General features: G+C 63.6%; 22 protein-coding genes. 4 read left to right on the plus strand and 18 right to left on the minus strand.

Going from position 1 to position 25,102, the window contains the following annotated elements:
* Positions 1 to 16 precede the first annotated feature (16 nt).
* From NKI16_RS10860 to bglB, 3 genes are read right to left on the minus strand one after another with little or no spacing between them, the layout of a single operon-like run.
* Positions 17 to 2,536 carry a hypothetical protein gene (locus NKI16_RS10860; protein ID WP_502897579.1) on the minus strand — a complete coding sequence of 840 codons (2,520 nt, stop codon included), beginning with the start codon at positions 2,534 to 2,536 and terminating at the stop codon, positions 17 to 19.
* The gene (gene kduI / locus NKI16_RS10865) at positions 2,533 to 3,366 is read right to left on the minus strand and encodes a 5-dehydro-4-deoxy-D-glucuronate isomerase (RefSeq protein ID WP_352839473.1); all 834 of its coding nucleotides are present in this window, start codon (positions 3,364 to 3,366) and stop codon (positions 2,533 to 2,535) included. The genes NKI16_RS10860 and kduI overlap by 4 nt, the downstream gene beginning before the upstream one ends.
* Positions 3,363 to 4,463 (minus strand): beta-galactosidase BglB, encoded by a 1,101-nt coding sequence (gene bglB / locus NKI16_RS10870; RefSeq protein WP_352839475.1) that lies wholly within the window; start codon positions 4,461 to 4,463, stop codon positions 3,363 to 3,365. The genes kduI and bglB overlap by 4 nt, the downstream gene beginning before the upstream one ends.
* Positions 4,464 to 4,574: 111 nt before the next feature.
* On the opposite strand from bglB, the gene NKI16_RS10875 reads away from it, so the two are divergent.
* Positions 4,575 to 5,642, plus strand: a complete 1,068-nt coding sequence (locus NKI16_RS10875) for a LacI family DNA-binding transcriptional regulator (RefSeq protein WP_352839478.1) — start codon at positions 4,575 to 4,577, stop codon at positions 5,640 to 5,642.
* Here NKI16_RS10875 and NKI16_RS10880 read toward each other — a convergent pair.
* Positions 5,627 to 6,109, minus strand: coding sequence for a flavin reductase family protein (locus NKI16_RS10880; protein WP_023674185.1), 483 nt, complete (start codon positions 6,107 to 6,109; stop codon positions 5,627 to 5,629). The two genes, NKI16_RS10875 and NKI16_RS10880, sit on opposite strands and share 16 nt — an antisense overlap.
* Positions 6,109 to 7,266, minus strand: coding sequence for an LLM class flavin-dependent oxidoreductase (locus NKI16_RS10885; protein ID WP_352922726.1), 1,158 nt, complete (start codon positions 7,264 to 7,266; stop codon positions 6,109 to 6,111). Before NKI16_RS10885 ends, NKI16_RS10880 begins: the two co-directional genes overlap by 1 nt.
* Positions 7,267 to 7,491: 225 nt before the next feature.
* On the opposite strand from NKI16_RS10885, the gene NKI16_RS10890 reads away from it, so the two are divergent.
* Together NKI16_RS10890 and NKI16_RS10895 are read left to right on the plus strand one after the other, a co-directional pair.
* Positions 7,492 to 8,148, plus strand: a complete 657-nt coding sequence (locus NKI16_RS10890) for a GntR family transcriptional regulator (RefSeq protein ID WP_352839483.1) — start codon at positions 7,492 to 7,494, stop codon at positions 8,146 to 8,148.
* 60 nt (positions 8,149 to 8,208) lie between these two features.
* Positions 8,209 to 9,282: a Gfo/Idh/MocA family protein gene (locus tag NKI16_RS10895; RefSeq protein ID WP_502897585.1), complete on the plus strand. Its 1,074-nt coding sequence runs from the start codon at positions 8,209 to 8,211 to the stop codon at positions 9,280 to 9,282.
* A 30-nt stretch (positions 9,283 to 9,312) separates the two neighbouring features.
* Here the strand turns inward: NKI16_RS10895 and NKI16_RS10900 are convergent, their stop codons facing one another.
* From NKI16_RS10900 to NKI16_RS10960, 13 genes are all read right to left on the minus strand, one after another.
* The gene (locus NKI16_RS10900; protein ID WP_352839487.1) at positions 9,313 to 10,371 is read right to left on the minus strand and encodes an ABC transporter ATP-binding protein; all 1,059 of its coding nucleotides are present in this window, start codon (positions 10,369 to 10,371) and stop codon (positions 9,313 to 9,315) included.
* Positions 10,372 to 10,411: 40 nt separating this feature from the next.
* The gene (locus NKI16_RS10905; protein ID WP_023674179.1) at positions 10,412 to 11,233 is read right to left on the minus strand and encodes a carbohydrate ABC transporter permease; all 822 of its coding nucleotides are present in this window, start codon (positions 11,231 to 11,233) and stop codon (positions 10,412 to 10,414) included.
* On the minus strand, positions 11,234 to 12,136 hold the full coding sequence (locus NKI16_RS10910; RefSeq protein WP_245274609.1) for a carbohydrate ABC transporter permease: 903 nt from the start codon (positions 12,134 to 12,136) through the stop codon (positions 11,234 to 11,236).
* 35 nt (positions 12,137 to 12,171) lie between these two features.
* On the minus strand, positions 12,172 to 13,509 hold the full coding sequence (locus NKI16_RS10915; protein WP_352571379.1) for an extracellular solute-binding protein: 1,338 nt from the start codon (positions 13,507 to 13,509) through the stop codon (positions 12,172 to 12,174).
* A gap of 61 nt (positions 13,510 to 13,570) precedes the next feature.
* The gene (locus NKI16_RS10920; protein WP_023674176.1) at positions 13,571 to 14,230 is read right to left on the minus strand and encodes a GntR family transcriptional regulator; all 660 of its coding nucleotides are present in this window, start codon (positions 14,228 to 14,230) and stop codon (positions 13,571 to 13,573) included.
* 39 nt (positions 14,231 to 14,269) lie between these two features.
* A complete protein-coding gene (locus tag NKI16_RS10925; protein WP_031211068.1) occupies positions 14,270 to 15,154 on the minus strand; it encodes a dihydrodipicolinate synthase family protein in 885 nt (294 codons plus the stop codon).
* Between the two features lie 204 nt (positions 15,155 to 15,358).
* Complete coding sequence (locus NKI16_RS10930) at positions 15,359 to 17,155, minus strand: ABC transporter ATP-binding protein (RefSeq protein WP_352678213.1); 1,797 nt, start codon at positions 17,153 to 17,155, stop codon at positions 15,359 to 15,361.
* A complete protein-coding gene (locus NKI16_RS10935) occupies positions 17,152 to 18,096 on the minus strand; it encodes an acetamidase/formamidase family protein (RefSeq protein ID WP_352692173.1) in 945 nt (314 codons plus the stop codon). The genes NKI16_RS10930 and NKI16_RS10935 overlap by 4 nt, the downstream gene beginning before the upstream one ends.
* On the minus strand, positions 18,086 to 19,729 hold the full coding sequence (locus NKI16_RS10940) for an ABC transporter substrate-binding protein (protein ID WP_352922729.1): 1,644 nt from the start codon (positions 19,727 to 19,729) through the stop codon (positions 18,086 to 18,088). The genes NKI16_RS10935 and NKI16_RS10940 overlap by 11 nt, the downstream gene beginning before the upstream one ends.
* A 32-nt stretch (positions 19,730 to 19,761) precedes the next feature.
* Positions 19,762 to 20,682: an ABC transporter permease gene (locus NKI16_RS10945; RefSeq protein ID WP_352635303.1), complete on the minus strand. Its 921-nt coding sequence runs from the start codon at positions 20,680 to 20,682 to the stop codon at positions 19,762 to 19,764.
* Positions 20,679 to 21,545 (minus strand): ABC transporter permease, encoded by an 867-nt coding sequence (locus NKI16_RS10950; RefSeq protein ID WP_198023515.1) that lies wholly within the window; start codon positions 21,543 to 21,545, stop codon positions 20,679 to 20,681. The genes NKI16_RS10945 and NKI16_RS10950 overlap by 4 nt, the downstream gene beginning before the upstream one ends.
* Positions 21,546 to 21,564: 19 nt before the next feature.
* A complete protein-coding gene (locus NKI16_RS10955; protein ID WP_352839492.1) occupies positions 21,565 to 22,167 on the minus strand; it encodes an ANTAR domain-containing response regulator in 603 nt (200 codons plus the stop codon).
* Complete coding sequence (locus NKI16_RS10960; RefSeq protein WP_352678202.1) at positions 22,164 to 23,291, minus strand: transporter substrate-binding protein; 1,128 nt, start codon at positions 23,289 to 23,291, stop codon at positions 22,164 to 22,166. The genes NKI16_RS10955 and NKI16_RS10960 overlap by 4 nt, the downstream gene beginning before the upstream one ends.
* 522 nt (positions 23,292 to 23,813) lie before the next feature.
* Here NKI16_RS10960 and NKI16_RS10965 point away from each other — a divergent pair.
* The gene (locus NKI16_RS10965) at positions 23,814 to 24,929 is read left to right on the plus strand and encodes a hypothetical protein (protein WP_352839495.1); all 1,116 of its coding nucleotides are present in this window, start codon (positions 23,814 to 23,816) and stop codon (positions 24,927 to 24,929) included.
* Positions 24,930 to 25,102 lie beyond the last annotated feature (173 nt).

Consider the following 25,102-nt stretch of genomic DNA (forward strand, 5'->3'; position numbering starts at 1 on the left):
GCAGCCGATCTCCTCCCTACTCTCTGTGCTTCATGCGCATCGCCTCACCGCGCACGGTCCAGTTGGCCGGATCGAGTGTACGTCCCTCAGCCACGATCCTTGCGTCGGCGAGGAAATGCACCGTGCCGTATTCCGGATCCTCGACGATCAACTCGCCGTCGATACCTGGCCGCACCGACAGGTCCCCAAAAACGGCAGTCCAGGCGTCGAGGGCCGGCCGATTGGCATTCCGGTCACCGAGGCGAACGATCCATGTCGTCCTGCGTCCCGCCGCCCGCAGCTCGTTGCCGGCGGTCGGGCCGGCCACTACCTGCATGAGCGGCACATCCGTCTTCAGCATGACGAAGGCGTCGCCCGATTGCGCGAACGCCCGATCGCCACCCACTTGCACGGCATCGAAGGCACGTGCGGGGAACCAGGCGTGCGTGAAGTCGGGCTGTTCATCCGAGCAGGAGAAGCTGACGACTGCGAGGTCGCGGTATTGGTGAAGCCGGGGCAACGTGCCTGAGCCACCCCAATATGATGGTCTGCCATATCCCGACTGCAGCACTTCGCCGGGGTGGTTGATCCAGATCTGCGCATCCGGATTCTTGCCCAGCCGGGCGTGAATGACGGTCTCCTGATAACCCCATTGATTCCAGCGGTAGCCAGCGGCGCTGCCCATCGCATGGTCGCGCGTCTTGTAGTGGTAGAGCCGCGCGAAGCGATCTTGTCCCTGCGCAAAAGTCCATTCCCACGCCGTATCGTCGGTGAGGGAAGCAATTGCTGCCAACCCGTCCGGAACGCTCAAATCGTGATCCCGCAGGCACAATGCCAGCTGCGGCAGCGCGTGAAAGCGCATGCCGTAGTTGCCCTTGCCCCAAAGCATGCGGCAGATGCCGGATAATTCCAGGGAACGCGCGGCGCGCAGCGTGTGCTCATAGGAGCGGCCCTGCGCCCCGGTGAGGATGCCGCGATGCGCCGAGCGGGCGACTATTTCAAGCAGGCGTATGATTGCCTTGCCGGCACGTTCGGCGATGTCCTTGTCCGGGGCCAGCGCGTAGAGCGCGCACAAGCCCTTGAGGTCGATCGGGAAATAAGGCGCCGAGTTGAACTCGGCCATCTCCCATGCCTCGAAATGGTCGAGCCAGGCGCGTACACGCGCGGCTCCAACCGCGGACTGTTCGCGGCCAAGGCGGCCCGACCGCACGAACCGCACATCAGGCAACATACCCCCAGCAATATAGGCGGCGGTGTGGAAGAGCAGCGCGTGGTTCTCGGAGAAGTACCACTGCACATCATTGCCGGGCTCGTCCATCCAGTAGCGATAGCCGAGGATGGCGTTGTCGACGCGCGCGCGCAGGCTCGCTTCCAGCCGATCGCCATAGGCCTTGCGGCACCACAGCAGCGGCACCAGGATGAAGTCGGCGCAATCGTGACAATCCTCGATCGCCGGCAGCGTGCCGGAGATCATGGCGTCGGTCTCGGCGCCCTGCCGCCCGATCGCCAGGCGCGCCAGCGCGCGCACCGTATCGGCCTCGGCGTGACCGGCGACCTCGCGCAGGGCTTCATCGATCCGCGCGGTAAGCGTTTCCGGCGCATCGCCCTGACGGCGCGCGTGGCATATCTCGACGCCGAAGACACGCGATACGGCATGGTCTGCGACCGTCAGCGCCACCTTGAAATGGCGAAAGTCGGCCGGCAGCTGCTCGGTATCGGCGATCGGCAGCCGCGTCTGGCCCGCCGGCAGATCGAAGGCGAAGCGCACCGGCGTCTCGATCGACATGAAATCGCCTTCGATCTCGATCTCGACTTGCGCGTCGCGCGGCAGGGCCACGCCGGTGACGAGCGCCACCTCGCCGCCGTCATAGGCGGGACGGTCGAAATGCATGTCGTCAAGGGCTGCTTCCATCGCATCGGCAACGCCGCTCTCGACTTCGATCGGCAATGCCACCGAAGCAGCCGGACCGGACAGATAGTCGAGCTGGAAATAGTAGCGGGCGTCGCGCTCGGCGAGATCGTCGAACCACACGCGAATGTCGTTACGGCCGGCCCGCAGCGCGATCTTGAAGTGCTCGGCACTTTCCAGATTGCGGCCGTAGGGCGCCATCCAGCCGGCTTCCTCGCCATTGGCAAAGAGTGTGGCGCCGCCGCATGTGCGCAGCCGCACCAGCGCCTCGCTAGTCGAGGCAGCCTCGATGGTGGTCTCGGCCCAGGTTCCAAGCACCGTCGGCCGGAACCAGAAGCCCGATAGGTCGATGCGCGGCGAGGCGAAGGGCAGCCAGATGCGCTCGGCGCCGAATTCGGCGCTGACCTGTGGTCGCTTGCCGCGTCGTTCCGCTGCGAACTGCGTGCGGCACGGATATTCGTGGGGAATGAAATTCTTGTGCTTGGTCAGGAAGAAGAAGGGATCCATCTCGCCTTGCATGGGCTGGTCGGCCACGTCGTAGCGTTGCTCGGCGATAGACCCGAGCCGCCAATAGACGATTGGCTGCCCCGCCATGAGCGGCCGGCGCAGCGTAAAGTCCGTCCGAACGCTTTGCGCGGCCTCGCTCATCGCAAATCCTTCACGGCAACTGGATCGACATCGGTGTAGGCCTGGTTCTCGCCGGTCATGCCCCAGACGAAGGCATAGGGGCCGGTGCCGGCACCCATATGGATAGACCAGGCAGGCGACAGGACGACGTCGCCGTCAGCGACCATCAAGTGGCGCGTCTTGTCTGGCCGACCCATCAGATGGATTAAACGGTCGGCCTCGGCGAGATCGAAATAGCAATAAGCTTCCATGCGCCGCTCATGCAGATGCGGCGGCATGGTGTTCCACACACTGCCCGGCGCGAGGTCGGTGATCCCCATCAGCAAGAGGCAGGACGGGGCCACTTCGGGATGGATGTACATACGCAGCGTGCGCCTGTTCGCACGGGCCTCCTCGCCGAGCACAAGCGGCCTGGCTTCGCTGCTGACGATGAGACGGTGCGCAATATCGGCGCCGGCCGGCACCGAGTTCATGTAGAAGCGTGCCGGCCTCTCCGGATCGTCGCTCTCCAGCGTCACCTCACGCGCTCCGCGTCCGACATAAACGATGTCGCGGTTAGCCACGTGAAAGCGCCGGCCGTCCACCGCGACCGTGCCATTGCCGCCGAGATTGGCGATGCCCATCTCGCGCGCGTCAAAGAAGAGCGGGGTGCCGACTTCGGCCCCGTTGCCGAATGCCAGCGGGTTGGCCAGCGGCACCGCGCCACCGACGATCATGCGGTCGATATGGGTGTAGACGAATTCGATCGCGCCAGGCCGGAACAAGCCGTCGACGAGGAACTCGGCCCTCAGCCGGTCCGTGTCCATGCCGGCAATATCGCCCGGCGACGCGCCATAGAGCGTCCGCATCATGCCGCCTCCACCTTCGACTGCAGATGCCGCGCCCCTTCGGTCAGGCACAGAATGGCCAGCGCCTGCCCGTAGCCCGTCGGATGGATGGGTATATCGCGATAGAACTGCAGGTCGGCGCCCATGCGTGTGCCATAGGACACGTTCGCCACCACACCTTTGTCATCGATGTTGGCCACCACGGCTTCCAAGGCGCGGAGCCCGGCGGCACGGCACTCTGTCGAGCCGATTCCGAGCCGCGCGGCCTTCATCAACCCGTAGCCGAAACCGGCCGTGGCGGAAATCTCCTCGTAAGACGTCGGGTCGTCGAGCAGAGTGTGCCATGCGCCCGAACCTGCCTGCACCTCGAGCAGAGCGTTGATCTGCGTCTCCAGCACGCCGAGCAGATAGGCCCGGACCGAAGGCGCAATTTCGGCGAACTCCACCAGTTCGAGAATACCGACGGTAATCCAGGCATTGCCTCTCGCCCAACGCGCGCGGGCGAAATTGTGCCGTCCCGCGAACGTCCAGCCGTGAAACCACAGCCCTGATGCCGGGTCAGCGAGATAACGGGCGTGGACCAGGAATTGCCTTTCTGCTTCCTCGACGAAGCGACGCTGGCCGGCAGCCTGGCCGTAGGATGCGAGGAACAGCGCCACCATGAACAGCGTGTCGTCCCACAATTCGTCGTCGTTGACCCGGTCCGAAACATCATGCTGGAAACCGCCTTCGGGCGTCCGCGGCAAGGCGGTGGCCACCCGCTCGGCCCATTCGCGCAGCACCGGCTCGAAGCGCGGCTGGCGCCGGCGCCGCCACAATTCGCTTAGCGCCAAAAGGGGCGCGGTGGTGTTGACGTTCATCGCAGGGAGACCGGCAGCGATGCGTCGGTCGTACCAGGCCTCGATCGTCTGCAGCAGCCGATCGTCGCCGGTCTGCGCCCACAGCCGAACCAGCCCGTAGAGCCCGACGCCTTGCGGCCATTCCCAGCTGTCGAAGCTGACATAGTCGCCCGGCGTGCCGTCGAGATTCGGCTCATGGAACCGCCCGTCATGACGCAAGCCGGTCATGCCGGCCACAAGGCTGGCAAGCACGGAATTCAGGCGTTCGGCCGATAGCGGCATCACTCCTCCCGTTTCTCCCGCTTCATCCGAATTGTTTCACAGCCATTTTTCTTGCGCAATCTGAAAATTTTTTGCATTAATCGGATGACTTTGCCGGAGATGACGGAGCGGATGAATATCCAGGGCAAGCGCGGCCGCCCCAGCCGCCGCATTCGACTTGAGGAGATCGCGGCGCGTTGCGGCGTGTCGGTCAGCACCGCCTCCCGTGCGCTGAGCGGTGTCGGCGGCGTGAGGGACGAGCTTCGCACCAGGATCATCGAAACGGCGAAGTCGATGAACTATGCCATTCCCGCCTCGGTTGCCGGCCGCAAGGTCATCCTGGCCGCAAGCAGCGTGGCAATGGTGGACAGTGCCCGCAATCAGTTCACCTACCATGTCCTTGATGGACTCAACGAGCGCGCCCGGTTGCTGGGCGTCGAACTCGTGACCCGGCCGGTTTCGGCGCCCGAGGACGAAATCGCGCTGCTGCGTGAATCCGAGCGGGACGACAGCGTCGCCGGCTGCCTGTTTCTGACGCTGGACGATGAGGATGTGCTGACGCTGACAGCCGGATTCGCCAAGCCGATCGTGCTCGTCAACGGCGACGATCCCTCGATGCGCCATTCGAGCGTGACGCCCTGCAATCGCTCTGCCGCCATGCTTGCGGCGCAGCATCTGATCGGTCTCGGCCACCGCCGCATCCTGTTCCTGATGCGGCGTGGCCGGCGCACGATCGAGCGGCGCTATGAAGGTTGGCGCGACGCGCTGATCACGGCCGGCATTGCCGGCTTCGACGACTTCGTGGTCGAGGTGCAGGACTGGCTGCCGGAACTTGCGAGCAGGGCCGTGACCGAGCGCATCGCGGCCCGCGGCCTCGATTTCACCGCCGTGCTGACGGCCGGCGACAGCCTGGCGTTTGGTGCCATCGCCGGCGTCCAGGAGGCCGGATATTCGGTGCCTGGCGATGTGTCCGTGGTCGGTATGGACGACTTGCCGCTCGCTGCCTTCTGCAACCCGCCACTGACGGCGATGCACATTCCCATGCGCGAGATCGGATCGGCGGCGCTTAGCCTGCTGCTCGACGACATGGCCCATTCGGGGTCGCCGCCGCGCCGCGTCGAGCTCGCCTGCAATCTCGTGGTGCGCCAGTCGACGGCACCAGCCCGGAGCGGCGCCGGCGGTCATCAACTGGCCTCTTGAGCGCGCGACTTGCCGCCAGCAAAGAGCAGCGGCAAACCCTCTTGCGTCTGCAGTTCAAGGACACGTCCAAGCAGGATCATATGGTCGCCAGCCGGGAAGCGGTCGGCGACGCTGCATTCGAACCGCGCCAGTGCGCGCGGCAGCAATGGCACGCCGTGCTCGCTCCACGACAGGTCAAGATCCGCAAAGTCCGTCCCCGACTTCGAAAAACGCCAGCACAGATCGATTTGATCTTCCGCCAGCACGTGAATGGCGTAGTGCGCGGAATTGGCGAAGGCTTCGAACCGGCGCGAGTGGCGGCCGATAGACCAGAGCACCAGCGGCGGATCGAGCGACACGGATGAGAAGCTGTTGGCAGTGATTGCGACCGGGCCGTCGGCCGTGCCGGTGGTGACGACCGTGACGCCGGTGGCGAAGCGCCCGAAGGCATTGCGCAAAAGGCGTGGATCGCACACGACATGCTCCATCAGCGGCGCTCCCCCGTTCCCAATGGTGTCGCCGGGGTCCGTTCCGGCACACGGCCATAGGCGTGCGGGAGCGAGCATGTCTTGAGCTGGGGCAACACCTTGGTGCCGAAATGACGCGCCTCGTCGAGATGCGGGTAGCCGGAAAAGATGAAGGCGCGGATCCCCATCTTCATATACGTCTCGATTTCCGACAGAACCTGATCGGCCGAGCCCACGAGCGCCGCGCCGCAACCAGAGCGCGCCCGCCCGACGCCGGTCCACAGATGCGGCTCGACATAGCCTCCGGCATCGGCGATCTGGCGGTTCCTGGCTTGGTGCGATACGCCGAGCGATCGGGCGTCGAGCGCGCGCTCGCGGATCGCCCTGCCCTGCTCGTCATCCAGCTTCGAAACCAGCTCCCGGGCATATTCCTTTGCCTCGGCCTCGGTATCGCGCACGATCATGTGGACGCGCAGGCCGTAGTCGAGCGTCCGCCCATGGCGCTCGGCGCGTTCGTGGACGGCCTTCATGCGGCCGGCAAGTTCCTCCCTGGTTTCCGGCCACATCAGGTAGACATCGCACTGTTCGGCGCAAAGCTCGAGCGCGTCGGGCGAATAACCGCCGAAATAGAGCAGCGGGCCGCCATTTTGCTGATAGGGCTTCGCTGGCGCCGTCGAGAGTCCTTTATAGCAATAGACCTCGCCCTCGAAATCGATGCTGTCCCTGGTCCAGGCCTGGCGCAGGATCTGCACAACCTCGCGCGAACGCTGATAACGGTAGGCGCTGTCGGCTGTCTCGCCCGGAAAGTCCGACGAAATGATGTTCACCGTCAGCCGGCCTTCCAGCATGTGATCCAGCGTCGCAATCGTGCGCGCCAGCATGATCGGCTGCATCTCGCCGCAGCGCACAGCGGCGAGCAGATTGATCTTCGAGGTGATCGGCGCGCAGCCGGCTACGAAGCTCAGCGTGTCCTGGCCGACCTGATAGGACGACGGACACAAGATGTTGCGGAAACCTAGTTCCTCGGACGTCTTCACGATCTCGGAGCAATGCGCCCAGCTCGAGCGCAACGCGCCGTCCGGCACACCGAGATAGCGATAGTCGTCCGAGCAGAGTGCGGCGAACCACGAGACTTCGGCTGCATCGAGATCCGGCGAGGTGATTGGGACGATGCTCATTGCCACTCTTCAAAAAAGAAGCCCGGGCCATTCTTCAAAGAGGTCCGGAGCTGCGAATAGGGCTTGCGTAGCATTCGTTTTGTTGTAGATCAATACTGTATCAATTTGAGCAAACCCGAAACCGGGATGTGATTGGAACGCGGGATGCATTTGACAAGGGCTGACCCCGGCCACCGATCCAGCCAGATGCGTGGGCCCTTGCCTGTGCACTTGCAGACCAGCGAAATGCTGATCCGCGAAATCGCGGCCGGACGGCTGGCCGACGGGGCGCGGCTGCCGCCCGAGCGCGAGATGGCCGCGAGCCTCGGGATTGCCGTCGGGACGCTCAGGAGGGCGCTGGCAGATTTGACCGAAAAGGGCCTTCTCGACCGCATCCAGGGCTCGGGTAACTATGTGCGGGCGCGCGGCGACTTGCTCGGGATCTATGCCTTTTTTCGCCTGGAGCGCATCGGCGGCGGCGGCCTGCCGAGCGCCGACGTGCTGTCCGTCGAGCGGCTGCGCAAGCCCGCCGACCTGCCGCAATTCGGCAGCGCCGGCGAAGCCCACCGTATACGCCGGCTGCGGCGGCTCGACGGCGAGCCGGCCGCGGTCGAGGAGATCTGGCTGGACGTCAGCCGCGCCGAGCGGCTCAAGCGCCAGGATTTGTCGGAATCCCTCTATCTCCACTACCGGCTCGCGCTCGGCTTTTCGATCGTTCGCGCCGAAGACCATGTTGCCGTCGCACCCGCGCCGGACTGGGCCCCGCTCGAATTCAGGCCACCGCCGGGGACGGTCGTGGGGTTCATAGAACGTATCGCCTGGGCTGGCGACGGCGCCAGCGCGGAATATTCCCGCAGTTGGTTCGATCCGGGCGCGGCGCGGTACGTCACGCGTTTCAGATAGGCCGGAGGAAGACGCAGCGTGACCAGATCATCGATCGGCTACGGCATCATCGGCTGCGGCATGATGGGCCGCGAGCATATCCGCAATGTCGCTCTGTTGCCCGACGCGCATGTGGCCGCGATCTTCGAGCCGGACCCCGGCATGTTGGCGGCGTCGCTGGCGACGGCGTCGGGCGCGCGATCGGCGGCATCGATCGCCGAACTGCTGGCCATGGATGAGGTGGACTGCGTCTTGATTGCCAGCCCCAACCACCAGCACCTCGGTCAGATGGAGCAGATCGCCGCACTTCGACCACTGCCGGTACTGGTGGAAAAGCCGCTCTTCACCGAGGGCGCCGACGAGGGGCGGATCGCGGCGTTGAAAGCTCGGCTTCCGCTCGTCTGGGTGGCCATGGAATATCGCTATATGCCCCCCGTCGCCGTATTCGTCGAGCAGGCGCGCCGCGCCACCGGCGGCATCCGCATGCTGACGGTCCGCGAGCACCGCTTCCCGTTTCTGGCCAAGGTCGGCGACTGGAACCGCTTCAACCGCAACACCGGCGGCACGTTCGTCGAGAAGTGCTGCCACTTCTTCGACCTGATGCGGCTGATCCTCGGATCGGACCCCGTCCGCGTGATGGCGAGCGCTGGACAGGCCGTAAACCATCTCGACGAACGCTATGGCGGTGAGAGGCCTGATATCCTTGACCATGGTTATGTGCTGGTTGACTTCGCGAGCGGCGCGCGCGCCATGCTGGAACTCTGCATGTTTGCCGAGGGCAGCCGCTACCAGGAGGAACTCTGCGCTGTCGGCGGCGACGGAAAGATCGAGTGTCTGGTCCCCGGACCAGGCCGTTTCTGGCCGACCCACCTTGGCCCTGCGCCAGTGCCCCAGTTGATCGTCAGCCCGCGCAATCCGCCTGGACCACGACTGCTGGAGATTCCCGTCGACCCCCGGCTGCTCGAGGCAGGCGACCATAACGGTTCGACCTATTTCGAGCACGCCCGCTTCACCGCTGCGGTGCGCGGACAAGGCAAGGTTGAAGTGACCTTGCACGACGGCTGGTGGGCCGTCGTCATGGGTCTCGCCGCCGAGAGATCGGCCCGCGAAGGCCGCGCCATCGAACTCGCCGGTGAATTCGCCTTGCCGACCTAAGGCCGACCACGCATTCAGCGGACCACCGAGTCAGATGCGCCGACCAGTTTCGGCGTCGAACAGATGCGCACAGGCGCGGTCGATTTCGATCCGCACTCCTTCGCCTTGCTTGAGCGCAAGCCTTTCTCGGAACAGGCAGGAGATTTCTTCACCGGAGCAGTCGACCCTGGCGAAGATTTCCGAGCCGGTCGCCTCGAGAAGCGTGATCGTGCCCGGCACGCCTTGCCCCGTCGCCCGGATATGTTCCGGGCGAATGCCGTAGACGAGTTCGCGTCCTGCGGCATCCGCCGGCTGGGCGCCTTCCGGCAACGGCAGGATCAACCCGCCGGCGCTGCGGAACACGCCCTCCTCGATGCGGCCGGCGATGAAGTTCATGGCGGGCGAGCCGATGAAACCGGCAACGAAGAGGTTGGCCGGATGGTCGTAGAGGTCCAGCGGCGCGCCGATCTGCTCGACCAGGCCGTCATGCAGCACGACGATCTTGTCGGCCATCGTCATGGCCTCGATCTGGTCGTGCGTGACATAGATCGTCGTGGTACCCAGCCGCTGGTGCAGGGCCTTGATCTCGCCGCGCATCTGGACGCGCAATTTGGCATCGAGGTTGGAGAGCGGCTCGTCGAACAGGAAGACCTGTGGGTCGCGTACGATCGCGCGGCCCATCGCGACGCGCTGGCGCTGGCCGCCCGAAAGCTGGCGCGGATAGCGGTCAAGCAGCTTTTCCAGGCCGAGGATGCCGGCTGCCTTCCGGACCCGGCCAGCGGTGTCGGCCGGGTCGGCTCTCTTGATCTTGAGGGCAAAGCCCATATTGTCGGCCACAGTCATATGCGGATAGAGCGCATAATTCTGGAACACCATGGCGATGTTCCTGTCCCGTGCCCGCAGATTGTTGACCATACGCTCGCCGATGGCGATCTTCCCGCCGGAGATCGTCTCAAGGCCTGCGATCATGCGCAGCAGCGTCGATTTTCCGCATCCCGACGGGCCGACCAGGATGACGAACTCGCCGTCGGCGATATCGACGCTGACGTCGTGAATGATCTTGGTGGCCCCGAAGGCCTTCTGCACGTTGTTGATCGTTACCGATGCCATTGGATCTTTCCTGGAAAAAGAGTGATGTCAGGGCGCGCCCTCAGCCGCCCTTGACGGCGCCGGCGGTCAGCCCCGCGACGATCTGCCTCTGCGCGAACATGGTCAGGATCAGCACCGGCAACGTCACCACCAGCGCCGCCGCGGCGAGCGGCCCCCAGCTCACCTGCTCGTAGGACAGCATGTTGTAGACGGCGACCGGCAGTGTGCGCGTCTCACGGCTGGCAAGCACCACGCCGAAGACGAAATTGTTCCACGAGAAGATCACGGACAGGATGAACGCGACGACGATGCCCGGCTTGGCGATGGGCAGGGCAACCAGCCGGAAAACCTGCCAGGAGCTGGCGCCGTCGATGTTGGCCGCCTCTTCCAGTTCCATCGGCGTGGTCTCGAAATAGCCGATCATCACCCACACCACGATCGGCACCGTCACCACCAGATGGATGATGATCTGCGGCCACAGCGTGCCGAGTATCCCGATCCATTGGAACAGCAGAAACAGCGGGATGAGATAGGACAGCCCAGGCGTCATGCGGGCGATCATGATGACGACCGCCGATCGTTCAGCCTTGAGCCGTGCGATGCCATAGCCGGCCGGTACGCCGATCAGCAGCGCCAGCAAGGTCGCCGTGCCGGTCACCAGAACCGAATTCCAGAGATAGAGCAGGAAATTGTTCTCCTCGAACACCTTTACATAGTTCGACCAGGCGAAGCGTTCGGGGATCAGGATCGGCGGATAGGCACCGTTGTCGATCTCGAATTTCAGCGACAGCGAGATCATCCAGAGGAAGAACAGGATCGCCGGCGAGACGAAAACCAGGGCAGCGAAAAACAGACCGATCTGGTTGAGCAGCCGTGAACTCATCTATTTGCCCTCCGTATCGATCCACTGCGAGCGTTGGCGCAGCATCAGCAGGACAAACGACAGGGCCACGATGACAATGAAGAACACCACGGCCATGGCCGAGCCGTAGCCGATATCGTAGTAGGAGAAGGCGGTGTTGTAGAGATAGATGTTGATGGTCTCCGACGCCGTTCCCGGCCCGCCCTGGGTCATCGCGTAGATGATGTCGAAGCTCTTCAGCGCATCGATGGTGCGGATGATGACCGCGATCATCAGGAACGGCGCGATCATCGGCAGAGTGAGATAGCGGAATTGCTGCCAGGCATTGGCGCCGTCGATCTCGGCGCTTTCGAAGGGCTCGCGCGGCACCGAGGCCAGCCCGCCAAGCACGATCAGCATGACCAGCGGCGTCCACTGCCAGGTCTCGACCGCAACCAGCGACGGGATGACCGTGTTGGCGTTGAATATCCATTCCTGAGCCGGGATGCCGACCAGCGACAGCAGGTAGTTGAGCACGCCAAGCTGAGGATGGAACATCATTGTCCAAACCAGTGCGACGGCAACGGGTGTCGCCATCATCGGCATGACGAAGACGCCGCGCAGCAAGCCGCGCAGCGGAAACCTGGCATCGAAGATCAGGGCGGCCAGAGTGCCCAGCAGCATCGGCGCTGCAACCGAGAGGAAGGTGTAGGTCAACGTATGAACAAGGGATTCCCAGAAACGTGGGTCGCTGGCCAGGCGGAGATAGTTTTCCATCCCGGCAAAGCTCCGCGACTGGCCGAGCGTCCAGCGATTGACGCTCATCCACAGGGTGAAAGCCCAGGGGAAAACGATGACGGCGCCGACGACGACGAGTGCGGGGACAACGAAAGGCCAGTAGTTGGGAGCCAGCCGGATCGTCTGGCTCCCGTCGATAACCGGCATCGTCACCCCGGTCTGTTCTGGGGTGGTGGCCGACATCAGCCCTGCTCGCTCCTGTCGAGAACCGGCTGGAACTGTTCGGTGGCCTTCTTCAGCTCCGCGGCTGGATCGGCGCCGGCAATCATGTTGGTCAACGCCACGCCATAAATGTCGCGGAATTCCGTGACCGGGATGATGACCGGCAGTGCCAGCCGACTGATATTGCCCGAGCCGACCACGGCATCAAGCCAGCTTGCCGGCATGGTGACGCCTTCGCGCACCTTGGGATCCTCCAGCACGGATTTGCGGAACGGAACGCCGGCGCCGGCCTGCAACAGCCGTGCACCCATGGTTGGCGACACCGCCCACTGGCAGAACAGATAGGCAGCCTCCTTCTTCTCGCTGGCGGCGGTAACGCCAATCCCGTCGCCGAAGGTGCCCGAGGCATGCGCCTTGGGACCCTTGGGCATCACGCCATAACCGACCTTGCCGACCACCCTCGATTTTTCCGGATTTTCCATCGGCGGGGCAAAACCCACGCCGTCGAGCCACATGCCGATCTTGCCCTGCAGGAAGGCCGACTGTGCTTCGGCCCAGTTGAACCCGGTAACGCCCGGAGGGGCGGACTTGGTCATCAATCTTTGATAGAGTGCGGCAGCCTCGATCGCCTCGGGAGCCTCGGTGCGCAGCTTGCCCTTGTCATCTAGCGGCGTCATGTCGTAGCCGAGCATCAGCGACGTCCACACCGGCGTGTTTGCGTTCTTGAGCCCGCGGGCGACGAAGCCGTATGTATTGGTCGAGGGGTCGGTCAGCGCTTCGGCGGCTGCCGCCAGTTGCTCGAAGGTCTCTGGGTATTTGAGGCCCTTGGCCTCGAACAGCTCCTTGTTCCAATACAGGATCCAGTAGTCCACCGAGAACGGTAGCGAGCGCAGCACGCCCTGGCCGTCCTTGGCAAACAGCATGCCGGCTTCGGCGAAGTCGCTTTCGACCAGCGCCGGGTCGGTGAGCGACGGATCGGCGAGATAGCCGGCGATATCGGCCAGCCAGCCACCCTTCTCGAACTGGCGCTTCTGCACGTGGTAGCTCAGATGCACGACGTCGAAGCTCGGCTTGCCCGAGCTCAACTCGATCACCGTCTTCTGGCGCTGCTGCTGCTCGGGCGTTGCCTCGGCATTGACCTTGATGCCGGTCAGTTCCTCGAACTCGGCGAGATATTTCAGGATGGTGTCGCTGCGCGGGCTTTTCACCAGATTGACGTCAAGCGTCGTCCCGGCAAAGCGTTTCCAGTCAACGCCTGCGGCAAAGCCGGGGCGAAGCCCCACAAGGCCGGCAGCGGTTAGCGCCGCGGTTCCGGCAAGGAGTTGCCTCCTGGTTGGGTTGAACAGATTGGACGACATTTCTTCCTCCCGGTTGCTGTCGTTGTGGATGCGCCGCGAACCGCGGCGCGGCTATATTTCCTCAGATCTGGAGCGCCAGCCGGCGCGCATTGTCGATATGCAGACTGATCGCTTCAACCGCTTTTTGCGGATTGCGGCTCTCCATGGCTTCGATGACCGCCAAATGTTCGCGCATCACCGGCACCACACGACCGTCGATGCGGAAACGCTCCTGGTGGATCAGCCGGATTTTCACCGAGTTGACCAGATAGGCCTTGGCGATAATCTCGTTGCCGAGCGCATTGATGAAGGTGTCGTGCATCGCCCAGTCGATGTTCTGAGCCTTGGCTTCCATTTCCGGCGTCGGCGCCTGCCCGAGAGCTTGAGCCAGCATCTCTTCATGTTCGCGCCGCATGCGGGCAAGTTCGGCATCAGAAGCGCTGGTCGTGAATAGCGCCACTGCCTCGCGTTCCATGAACAACCGAAACTGAAATGCCTCGCGGATCAGATTGATGTCAATATGCGCGATCTGCATGCCGCGCTGCGGGATGGTGGTCAGCAGTCCCTCGGCCTCGAGACGCGGGACGATCTCGCGAATGGCACCCAGCGGCAGCCCGGTGAAAGCGACCAGTTCGCGCTGTGACACGAACTGCCCCGGCCGCAGATCGCGGGCCAGCAAATGCCGCGTGAAGCTGGCATAGGCCTTCTCCCGGAGAGTGATCGGTTCGCTGCCGTCTTCCACTTCAGCTCGCTTCCTTGTCGGTCAGCCCGGCCTTGTCGGTCAGGCCGCCTCTGTCGCAAACAGCCTGTCGTAGGCAGCGGCAAGCTGCCGCTGTCCCTGCGGATCGATCGCCTCTAGGGGCGGGCGGACCGCCAGCCAGCGCTCGTCGCCGGTCTTGCGCGCGACCATGACCTTCACCGCCGGCGTGACCGGGTATTTGAGCAATTCGAGCACGAAGTCTTCGACGCGTGGGTCGTCGCCCCCGTTTTCGACCATTGCCCGGATTTCGCCGGTAACAAAATTAGCCATGCCGGAAATCGCGCCCTGTCCGCCGCGGCGCACGCTTCTCGCCAGATGCCGTTCGTCGCCGATGAGGATCACCAGATCGCCGTGCGCCTCAAGCAGCGCCTCACTGTAGCTCCAGTCCCCGCCGGAATCCTTCACCCCGGCCACCACAGCGGGAAAAGCGGCGCGCAGCCGGCCGATCAGCCCAAGCGGGAGCGGCACCATGGTGACTGAGGGGATGTTATAGAGCAGCACGTCGCGCGCCAGCGGACCGAGTGCGGCGAAGACGGCGGAAAACCATCCGAACAGCCCGTCCTCGCCGACATTCTTGAAGTAGCTCGGCGGAGCGAGCAGAATGTTGCGAACGCCGCGCTGCAAAGCGTGCCGGGCCTGATCGGCGGCATCTTCGGCTGCATCGACCAGCACTCCGGCGACGAGCTGATGTGGCGGAATACCGGCCGCCAGCATGGCCTCGGTGACGATCCGTCGCTCGTCGGTGCCGACCGAGGCTCCTTCGCCGGTGGTGCCGAACAGCGTCGCGCTGCTGCAGCCGGCGCCAAGGCAGGCTCGGGCATGCGCGATCATCGGCGCGAGCGCTATCTGCCCCGACGGGTCGAAGGGTGTGGTCAGGGCAACCGAAAGACCAAAGCGGGAAGCCAATGCGATCTCCGTTGAAATCAATGTGGACGTAGCGTTAGCACGCTAACATGTCAGATGTAAACGGGTGATCTTGCCAACTCGGCATCGCCGAACGGCGCTGCCGCCGGCAGCGCCATCGCCGATCATTTTCGCCGCTCGAACATCACATATGCAGCTGTCCCCGAGCCTCTGCGGGATTGGCTGGACGAGGCAGCCTTAGCTCGATCAAGTGGCGACGAGGTGGCCGTCGCCAACATCTTCGAGCTTGAGTTTCCGAGGCTCGTCACCGATGCGCCGCACAGCGCTTGGAATTTCGCTGTCCAAACGGGCGAACCTGGCGCGGCGCCGGCCTGGATCGGGAACCGGAACGGCTTCGATCAGCCGCTTTGTGTAAGGATGGCGCGGGTTGGAGAAGATCTGGTCGCGGGTGCCCATCTCGACGATCTGCCCCAGATACATTACCGCCACGCGATCGGAGATGTTCTCGACCACCGCCATGTCGTGCGAGATGAAGAGATATGCGACGCCGAATTCGCGCTGCAGCTCCTTCAGCAATCTTAACACGCGCGCCTGCACCGACACGTCGAGAGCAGAGACGCTCTCGTCGGCAATGATCAGCTTTGGTCGCAGCGCCAGCGCCCGTGCAATGCAGATTCGCTGGCGCTGCCCGCCGGAAAATTCGTGGGGATAGCGCTCCATCTGGTCAGCGGAGAGGCCGACGCGTTCGAACAGAGCGGCGATCTGGGCATGCCGTTGCTCTCTGTCGCCGAGGCCGTGGATCAGCAGAGGCTCGGCGACGAGATCGCCGACCCGCATGCGCGGGTCGAGGGACGCGAAGGGATCCTGAAAGATCATCTGCACATTGCGGCGGACAGCCTTGCGCTCCTTGCGGCTGAGCGCCGACAGGTCGTGGCCGCCGATTGAAATGCTGCCGGTGAAGGGCACCAGTCCGGCGATCGCCTTGGCCGTCGTCGACTTGCCGCAGCCCGATTCGCCGACCAGCGACAGGGTTTCGTGCAGCGCGATCGAGAAACTCACGCCTTCGACCGCGTGCACCCTGCGGTCAACGCGGCCGAAGAAGCCGCCGTGCAGGTCGAAGCGGACGTGAAGATCGCTGACAGATACAAGCTCGGCCGGCATGTTGGCGGCATCTTGTCGGTCTTCGGCCGTCCGTCCGCCGCCGATACGCGGCACGGCGGCCAGAAGCTCGCGTGTATAGTCGGCCTGCGGGCGATTGAAGATGTCAGCCGCCCTGCCCTGCTCGACCATCCGGCCGTCGCGCATGATGATGACGCGGTCCGCCATCTCGGCGACGACGCCCATGTCGTGCGTGATCAGGATAACACTGGTGCCGTGCTCGCGCTGCAGGTCGCGCAGCAGCTCCAGCACCTCGCCCTGAACCGTAACATCGAGGGCGGTCGTCGGCTCATCGGCGATCAGCACGTCCGGGTTCAGGGCCAGAGCCATGGCAATCATCACGCGCTGGCGCATGCCGCCTGAGAGTTCGTGCGGATAGTGCTCGAGCCGCCGTTCGGCATCCGGAATTCGGACTGCCTTCAGCGCCTCGAGCGCCCTCAGCCGCGAGTTGGAGCGCGACATCGAGGTGTGTGCCTCGATCGCCTCCGTGAGCTGACGGCCGACGGACAGAACCGGATTGAGCGACGTCATCGGTTCCTGAAAGATCATGGCAATACGGTTGCCGCGGATGGGGCGCATGCGGCTCTCGCTGAGAGCCGCGAGATCCTGATCGCCGAGTCGGATGGAGCCTGATCTGATGCGTGCCGCCGGCTGCGGCAGCAAGCCCATGATGGCCAGCGCCGTCATCGACTTGCCGGAACCGGACTCGCCGGCGATGCAAAGCGTTTCGCCGCGCATCAGGCCGAATGTCAGGTCGGAAACGACGTCGCGCTCGCCCTCCTCGCCGCGCACGGCGACGCTCAGACCTGAGACGCTGAGTACCGGTCTGACAGAGCCACTCTCCGCGGCGGCCTGCCCGGATCGTTTGATGTCCTCCACCTTCATTCAAAGACGCAGCGGGGGAAGTAGAACGAAACCACCCAGTTGGGCATGTCGACGATCTCGCTGATGCGCAGGTCACCGCAAACCGAGACGAGCATATAGGCATCTACCGGATCCATCCCGTAGCGGCCGGAGAGCAGGTCGATCATCTGGGAAACGGCGCTCCTGGCGCCGTGCATCAGATCCGGCCCGATACCGGTTGTCACCTCATAGCCCTTGGCGTCGAGATGCCGCGACACCGGACCAGGCGTTGTGAAACGCGGCGTCCGCAGCCGGGCATCCTTGACCAGATCGAGCGTCAGCACGGCGTTCATGGGGCTCTCGATCGCCGTGCCGCAGACCTCGCCGTCACCCTGCGCGGCGTGCGTGTCGCCGACCGAGAACAACGCTCCCGCGACCTCCACGGGCAGGTAGAGAACCGTGCCGGCGGCGAGATCGCGGATGTCCAGATTGCCGCCCACGCGCCGCGGCGGGACCACCGAATGCAGACCCGGCTCAGCCGGGGCACTGCCGATGGTGCCGGCGAAGGGCTTGAGCGGCACCCGGCCGCTCTTGCCGAACAGCGCCGGTTCGAGCGAGGCGGCGTCGTACTTCCAGATATTCAGTGCCGGTTGAGTGAAGTCATCCGCCAGCAGACCGAATCCCGGGATATTCGCCGTCCAGCCGAAGCCGGACGGCTTGAACGCCTCGATGGTGATTTTCAGGGCATCGCCCGGCTCTGCCCCTTCGACATAGATTGGCCCAGTGACCGGGTTCACCTTGGCAAAATCGAGCAAAGCAACGTCGTCGACGGTGCTCTCCATCGTCAGCTGCCCGCCGGACGAGTCCAGGCACTGGAACTCGATCGTCGACCCTGGCGCCACGCGTTCGGTCGGGACAAAGGAATTGTCCCAGCCGAAATGATGGTGGCGCCCGTGGATGGTGTAGTCGCAGTTATTGCACATCGGTCACATACACATTGTCGTAGTTGATCGGGATGTGGACCGGGTCGACATAGAGGTTGTCGGCACCACCCATGCGGGTTGATTTCATAGTGAAACGCTGCTCGTTGAAGACCGGTGCCCAAGGCGCGTCTTCCATGATCTTGCCGTAGATCTCGCTCCACATCTTGGCGCGTTCGCCAGCCTTGGCCGGGTCGACGATGGAGTCGGCCTCGGCCGCCTTGGCGTCGAGCTCCTTGTTGCAATACCACGACCAGTTCCAGCCGCCCGGGACGGCACCAGCGCAGCCGAGGATCGGGCCGTAGAAGTTCGACGGATCGGGGAAGTCGGCGATCCAGGCCATGCCGCCGGACCAGATCATCGGCGCACCGGCCTTGTCGCCGCCGGCGGCGATGACGTTGGCCTGCGCGAGCGACTGGATGCTGGCCTTGATGCCGACCGCCGCCAGATCCTGCTGAATGGCCTGCGCGATGCGCGGGTTGGGATCGGTGTTCATGGCAAACAGCTGCGTGTCAAATCCGTCGGGATGCCCGGCCTCGGCAAGCAAGGCCTTGGCCTTGGCCAAGTCATAGGGATAGCCCTTGAATTCCTTGTCATAGCCAGGCATCGACGGCGGCAACGGCTGATTGGCCGGCACCGCACGGTTGTTGATCAGCTGGACGATGCGGTCCTTGTTGATCGCCATGTTCACCGCCTGCCGCACCTTCACGTTGTCGAAGGGCGCCATGGTGGTATTCATGGTGATATAGCCGGTGTGCAACTGGCCGCCCTCGACGACACGGGCCTTCTGCTCGGGATCGGCCATCACCTCCTGGAATTTCGCCGGCGGAATGCCGTCGCCGGGAACGTCGATCTCGCCTTTCTGGAGCCGCAGCAGCGCCACGATCGGCTCCTGGCCGATCTCAAAGGTGATCTTGTCGAGATGCGGCAGACCCTTGTGCCAGTAATCCGGGTTGCGCTCGAAGACCACGCGCTGGCCGAGCGTCCATTCGGCGAGCTTGAAGGCGCCGGTTCCGACCGGATGTTTGCCGAAGTCCGCGCCGTATTTTTCGACTTCTTCCTTCGGCACGACATGCGAGAAATTGATCGCCATGACATGCAGGAAGGTGGCGTCGGGCCGGGTCAGCTCGAACTTGATCGTGTAGGGATCGACGACGGTTATGCCCGCCAGGCTTTCCGCCTTGCCGGCAGCGACGTTGTCATAGCCTTTGATCGAGCCGAAGAAGCCGGCACCCGGGCTCTGTGTCTTTGGACTGGTGACCCGGTCGAGCGAATATTTCACGTCGTCGGCGGTCATCTCGCGGCCATTGTGGAACTTCACTCCGTGGCGCAGCTTGAAGGTGAAGGTCTTGCCGTCGGGCGCAATCTCGTAGCTCTCGGCAAGGTCGGGCCGTAGGTTGGTGGTGCCCGGCTCGTAGTCCATCAGCCCGTCGAACAGGCTCTTGATCATCGACCAGTTCTGCCAGTCATAGCCGATGGCCGGATCGAGCGTGGCGACGTCGTCCTTGTAGGTGATGGTGATCGCGCCGCCCTGCTTGGCATTCGGATCGACGGCGTCTTCGGCGCGTACGCTTGTCATGCCAAGCACCAGCGCAAGCGCCGATGCCGCCACAGTCGATATCAGATATTTTCTCATGTCATGTTCCCTTTCTCTGGTTTTCTTGGTTTTCATCTGAGCTTGATGCGTGGATCGATGAACGGTGCGACAGTGTCGGCCAGGAGATTGCCGAGCACGATGGCAAAGGCCGAAACCAGGGTGACCCCCATGATGATCGGAATATCGATGCGCTGAATGGCCTGCCAGGCTAGCTGGCCGATGCCTGGCCAGCCGAACACGCTTTCGACAACCACGATGCCGCCCATGAAGATGCCGATGTCGATGCCGATCATGGCGATGACCGGCAGGATGGCGTTGGGCAGCGCGTGCCGGAAGATAATGGCGCTGCGTGCAAGACCCTTGGCACGCGCGGTACGCACGTAATCCTGGCGCAGCACGTCGATCATCGACGAGCGCATCATGCGGGCGTACCAGCCGGCACCGAGAATTCCCATGGTCAGCGACGGCAGCACCAGATGACGCCAGGTGCCGTAACCGCCGATCGGGAACCAACCGAGCCGCACCGCGAACACATAAAGCAGCAGCAGGCCGACAACGAATTGCGGCGCCGAGACGCCGACGAAGGAGGCGACCATCAGCGACTGGTCGGTGGCGGTGCCACGCTTGACGGCGGCGATGAGGCCCATCGTCAGCCCGATCACGACTTCGCAAGCAATGGCGCCGAGCATCAGCAGCAGGCTTGCCGGCAGCCGCGAGACGATAAGCTCCGTGACCTCCGAGCGCTGGATGTAGGAGCGCCCCAGATCGCCGCTGAGCAGACTGATCAGATAGTGCCAGTACTGGACGACGAAGGGCTGATCGAGGCCGAGCTGCCGGCGGATGTTTTCGACCGTCTCGGGCGTGGCGCTGCGGCCGGCGATCTGGCGGACGGGATCGGCGGGCAGCAGATAGAGCAACGCAAAGGTGATCAGGGAGACGCCGAGCAAGATGAGCACGGACTGGACAACGCGGCGGCCGAGATAGGCGATCATGCCCGCCCCCTTTGCGTCGGATCGAGGATGTCGCGCAGCGCATCGCCGACAAGGTTAAAGGCTAGCGCCAGCGCCAGGATCGCCGCACCCGGAAAGAAAACCAGCCAGGGCGCTGCCTGAAAATAGGTTTGGTTTTCGAAGATGATGTTGCCCCAGGAAGCAGTCGGCGGCTGCACGCCGATGCCGAGATAGCTGAGCGTCGCTTCAAGAAGCACCGTCGTCGAGATGCCGAGCGTGCCCCAGACGATGATCGTCGGCAAAAGGTGCGGCAGGATATGACGAAACAGGATGCGCGGGGCGCTTGCGCCGATGGTGCGCTCGGCATCGATGAACTCGCGCTCGGAGAGCGAACTTGTCTCGGTGTAGATGACGCGGGCGGTCTGCACCCAGTTCACCAATGCGATCACCATGGCGACGATCCATAGGCTCGGCTGGAGCACCGCCGCCAGGCAGATGGCGAGCAGCAGCGCCGGGAAAGCCATCATCAGATCGGTGAAGCGCATAAGCGCGCTGCCGATCCAGCCGCGGAAATAGCCGGCGGTGATGCCGACCAGCGTGCCGATCAGAAGCGCCACGCCATTGGCGACGATGCCGATGATCAGCGACGTGCGCGCGCCGAAGAGGAGACGGGTCAGCAGGTCGCGGCCAAGCAGGTCGGTGCCCAGCCAGAATTGGGCCCCCGGCGGCAGTGGCGCGCCTTCAAGCGTGAGCCCGTCGAACATCTGCTCGTTTGGATCGTAGCCTGTCAGCCACGGCGCAAGAATGGCGCCGGCCAAGACAACGGCAATAATCCCGAGGCCGAGCAAAGCGAGAGGCCGTTTTAGCAGACGTCGCCAGACGCCGGCGCGAGGCTTGGCTGGCATACGCCCGGCGGCTGAAAGCTCAGGCGCGATCGGATTGGTCATCGTCGCCTTCTTCTTGTGTCATCGCCACGATCCTGCGCGCGGCTTCCTCGACACTGATTTGCCAGCTCATCGCCAGCGAGCGGAGCTGCGCATAGGCACGGCCGTCCTCGGCGCCCTTCGACAAGACCTCCACCGCGCGTACGATGGTCCGGCGCTCCGCGACCCGCTGACGAAGCGAGGCAATCTCGCTGGCCAGAAGCTTGCGCGCCTCGAAACTCTGCCTTGCGATCAAAAGCGCGCTATAGACGCCGGCATTGCCGACCGGTTTCAGCAACTGCGCATCGGCCTTGTGCGACAATGCCCATTCGACGCGCCCCGGCGCCTCGGAGCCGATCAGTGCTATCAGCGGCATCGGTGCCTCGCCCGGCTTCCACGGAAATTGCTCGTCAAAGCCGAGATCGACGTCGAAGAAGACGAAGTCCGCCGCCAAGGCTTCGGCCGGCAGTTCCGGCCAGAAGCCAATCGCCTCAAGGCCGATGGCCGACAATTGCCTTGTGATCGCCTGCACGGTCGGATGTGGACGATGCAGGACAAAAGCCCTGGCGCCTCCAAGGTTCGGGATACGCGCCATCTTGCTCACGACACCACCCGCAGGCGTGGCCGCCCGAACGTCTCCGTCCGGTCATAGCGGGAAAGGTAGGGATCGGGTGCCACGCCCTTCGTCAGCGTGACCGTTTTGAACGATGTTCCATCGATACGTCCGATTAGCACCGGCAAGGTAGCATGCTGGGTTTGCGGGTCGATGGCGATGTCGCCCAGTGGCGTTCGAAATGATGTTTCGGTAAAGACCTTGGGAAGGTCCGTCCATTGTGCACCGGGGTTGCGGGTGAGGATCTCGGCGAGCATGCGCACCGAGGCATAAGCCGCCGCCTCGAAGGATGAGGCCGGCATGACGGAAGGCACTGGAGCCGCACCGCGATCCACCCCCGAGATGTCGTGAAAATAGGGCCCAACGGAAAGATGACCATCGCCTGCCCCGTTGAGCGCCGGCAATTCGCATTCCGTGAGATTGCAGGACAGGATCGGGCAACGCTCCGCCCTGAAATGCGGGTCGCGCCGGCCAAGCTCGGCATAGGCCGCGATGAAGGCATAAGAAGAAGGGCCGATGAGATTGTTCAGAATGAAATCAGGTCTCGTCGCCTGTATCTCCGCGATCAGCCGCGCAACATCGACCTCGCCGAGCGGCAGATAGCGTTCGCCCAGCACCTTGCCGCCGGCGTCCGCAATCAGGTCGCGCGCCACGCGGTTGGTCTCCCAACCCCAGATGTAGTTGGAACCGAGCAGGAAGCCGTCGGCGCCGAAACGAGGCACAACATAGGCAAGCAGCGGTACGAGATGCTGATTGGGGCAGGCGTGTGTGTAGACGACATGCTCGTTGGCTTCGAAGCCCTCGTACGGGCAGGCGTACCACAGCGTGCCGCCTGCCCTCTCCAGGATTGGAATGACCTCCTTGCGGCTCCACGAGGTGACGCAGCCAATGATGTGACGCGCGCCGCTGTTGGCGAGAATGTCCGCGCAGCCGCTTGCATAGCGATCGATGTTGCCCTGCGGGTCGCGCTCGACCGGGACGAATTCGAATGGGATAGCGGGATCGGCGTTGACGTCGGCGATGGCGTTCATCGCACCCGCACGGCAGGATTCGGACACCAGCCGGTAGTTGCCGGACCGCGAATAGAGAATGCCGATCTCGATATGCCGTTTCAAGCAATGCCTCAAAATGACAATGCCCCGCAGCCACCGCCGCCAGGCGAGAGCATACGAGGCATTCTTGCCGCCCGGCGGTCAGAGCCGGTATTTGTCCTCACCGTATTACGCCCGCGCTCCCAGTCAAGAGCCGCCACGCGAAACTTTGGCCAGCCGAAACGGTTCGGCGCGGAGCACGCAACCCATGCCGCTGGTCGTGTAGAGTCCGCCAGGAACCAAAATTGCTGATGTCCAGGTATGGGCCCGGACAAACCCGGTTCGCTACCATTCAAAGCAACGACTTTAATATCGGTTTACCTGAATCTGCTAGCAGCAATGACGCCGGTTTTTCGTCGGTCAAGCAAAGGGTTCCACCTTGCCGCAGCAATTCAGCACTCCGTTCGGTCACCGGGGCGATCGCAACTGGCCGAGGTTGCACGGCTTCATGGGCGTCGAGTTGGAACGCGCGCCCGATGTTCTCGTGCCTCGCGTCGCCCTGGCCCGGAAGCTCGGTGGATGGGACTTTGGTGGCGGGAGCCGGGCTTGAGCGTCATTCGCGCCTTGCAAGGCGCCGACCTCCCGGCAGTTGCGAACATGTTTCAGCGCGTGCTGTTGAAGGAGAGGACCGAAGCGCCGGCCTCTCTCGTGGAATACATGAAACGGTTTTATCTGGATGCGCCCGGTTGCGCAGACAACCTCCGGTCGCTTGTCCATGTCAACGACGCCGGTCGCGTCTCCGGATTTGTCGGCGTCCACGTCCTGCCTATGACGTTCAACGGCCGACAACTACGCGCGGCCATCTGTAGCTCGCTCATGGTCGAGGACCATGAGCACGACCCGCTGGCCGGCGCCCGCTTGCTGAAAGCTTACCTGGATGGTCCGCAGGACATCTCCTTCAGCGAGACGGCCAACGATATTTCCGTGAAATTGTGGACCCGGCTGCGCGGCGTGGTCCTGCCGCAATACAGCCTTGACTGGGTCCGCGTGATGCGCCCCGCGGCCTTCATGCTCAGCCTTTCCGCCAATCGCATGGCGCTTGCGCGAATGCTCAATCCGCTGGCGCGTACAGTCGACCGATTTTACTGCAGAAGGATGACGTCCAGCGAACGACGTTGGTCGGGTGTGGCGGTGGACGGGGCAGGCCACGGAGCATTTCGTACATCCGAAATCGACAGCCACGCATTTGCCAGGCTCATCGAACCGTTTACCGCTCAATTCGCCCTGCGCCCAGATTGGACGAAAGGCCAACTCGACCACATCCTGACCGATGCGGCACAAAAGCCGGATCTGGGCGAGCTTGTCTACGTTTGTGTGACGTCGCCAGTCGGCACCAATGTCGGCGCTTTCGCCTATTACGCACGAAAGTATGAAATTGGTCGCGTGCTGCAGATCTTCGCCCTCCCCGGCCAGGCGGGCCCGGTGATTGACTGCCTGATCGATCACGCCGCCGCGCGCGGCGTCAGCGGCCTGCGCGGACGTATTCAACCTGCGCTTCTGGAGGCGATGCTTGGACGACGCATTGCTTTCCTGACCGTTGCTTCAACGGTGGTGCATTCACGTGATCCAGAGCTTTTGGACGCGATGAAGAACTCGCAGGCCTTCCTGAACGGTCTTGCCGGCGAGCAGTGGAGCCGACTTATCGGCAGCCGTTTCAGCTAGAGCGGGATGCGTTCAAGTTGAACCGAGCATTCCGCTCTACGCATTTATTTTAGACGCGTTTTTCCGCTTGGCTGCAAAATGCTTGGGTCAAAACCCAATCACTCTGAACGACCGAGTTCGACCCTTTGCCGTCATCCAGTTGGGAGCGTCGCATGACGCGATCTGACCCTTGT

Origin of the sequence: Mesorhizobium sp. M0698 (assembly GCF_040320455.1) — a bacterium.
In the GTDB taxonomy this organism is placed as follows: Bacteria; Pseudomonadota; Alphaproteobacteria; order Rhizobiales; family Rhizobiaceae; genus Mesorhizobium.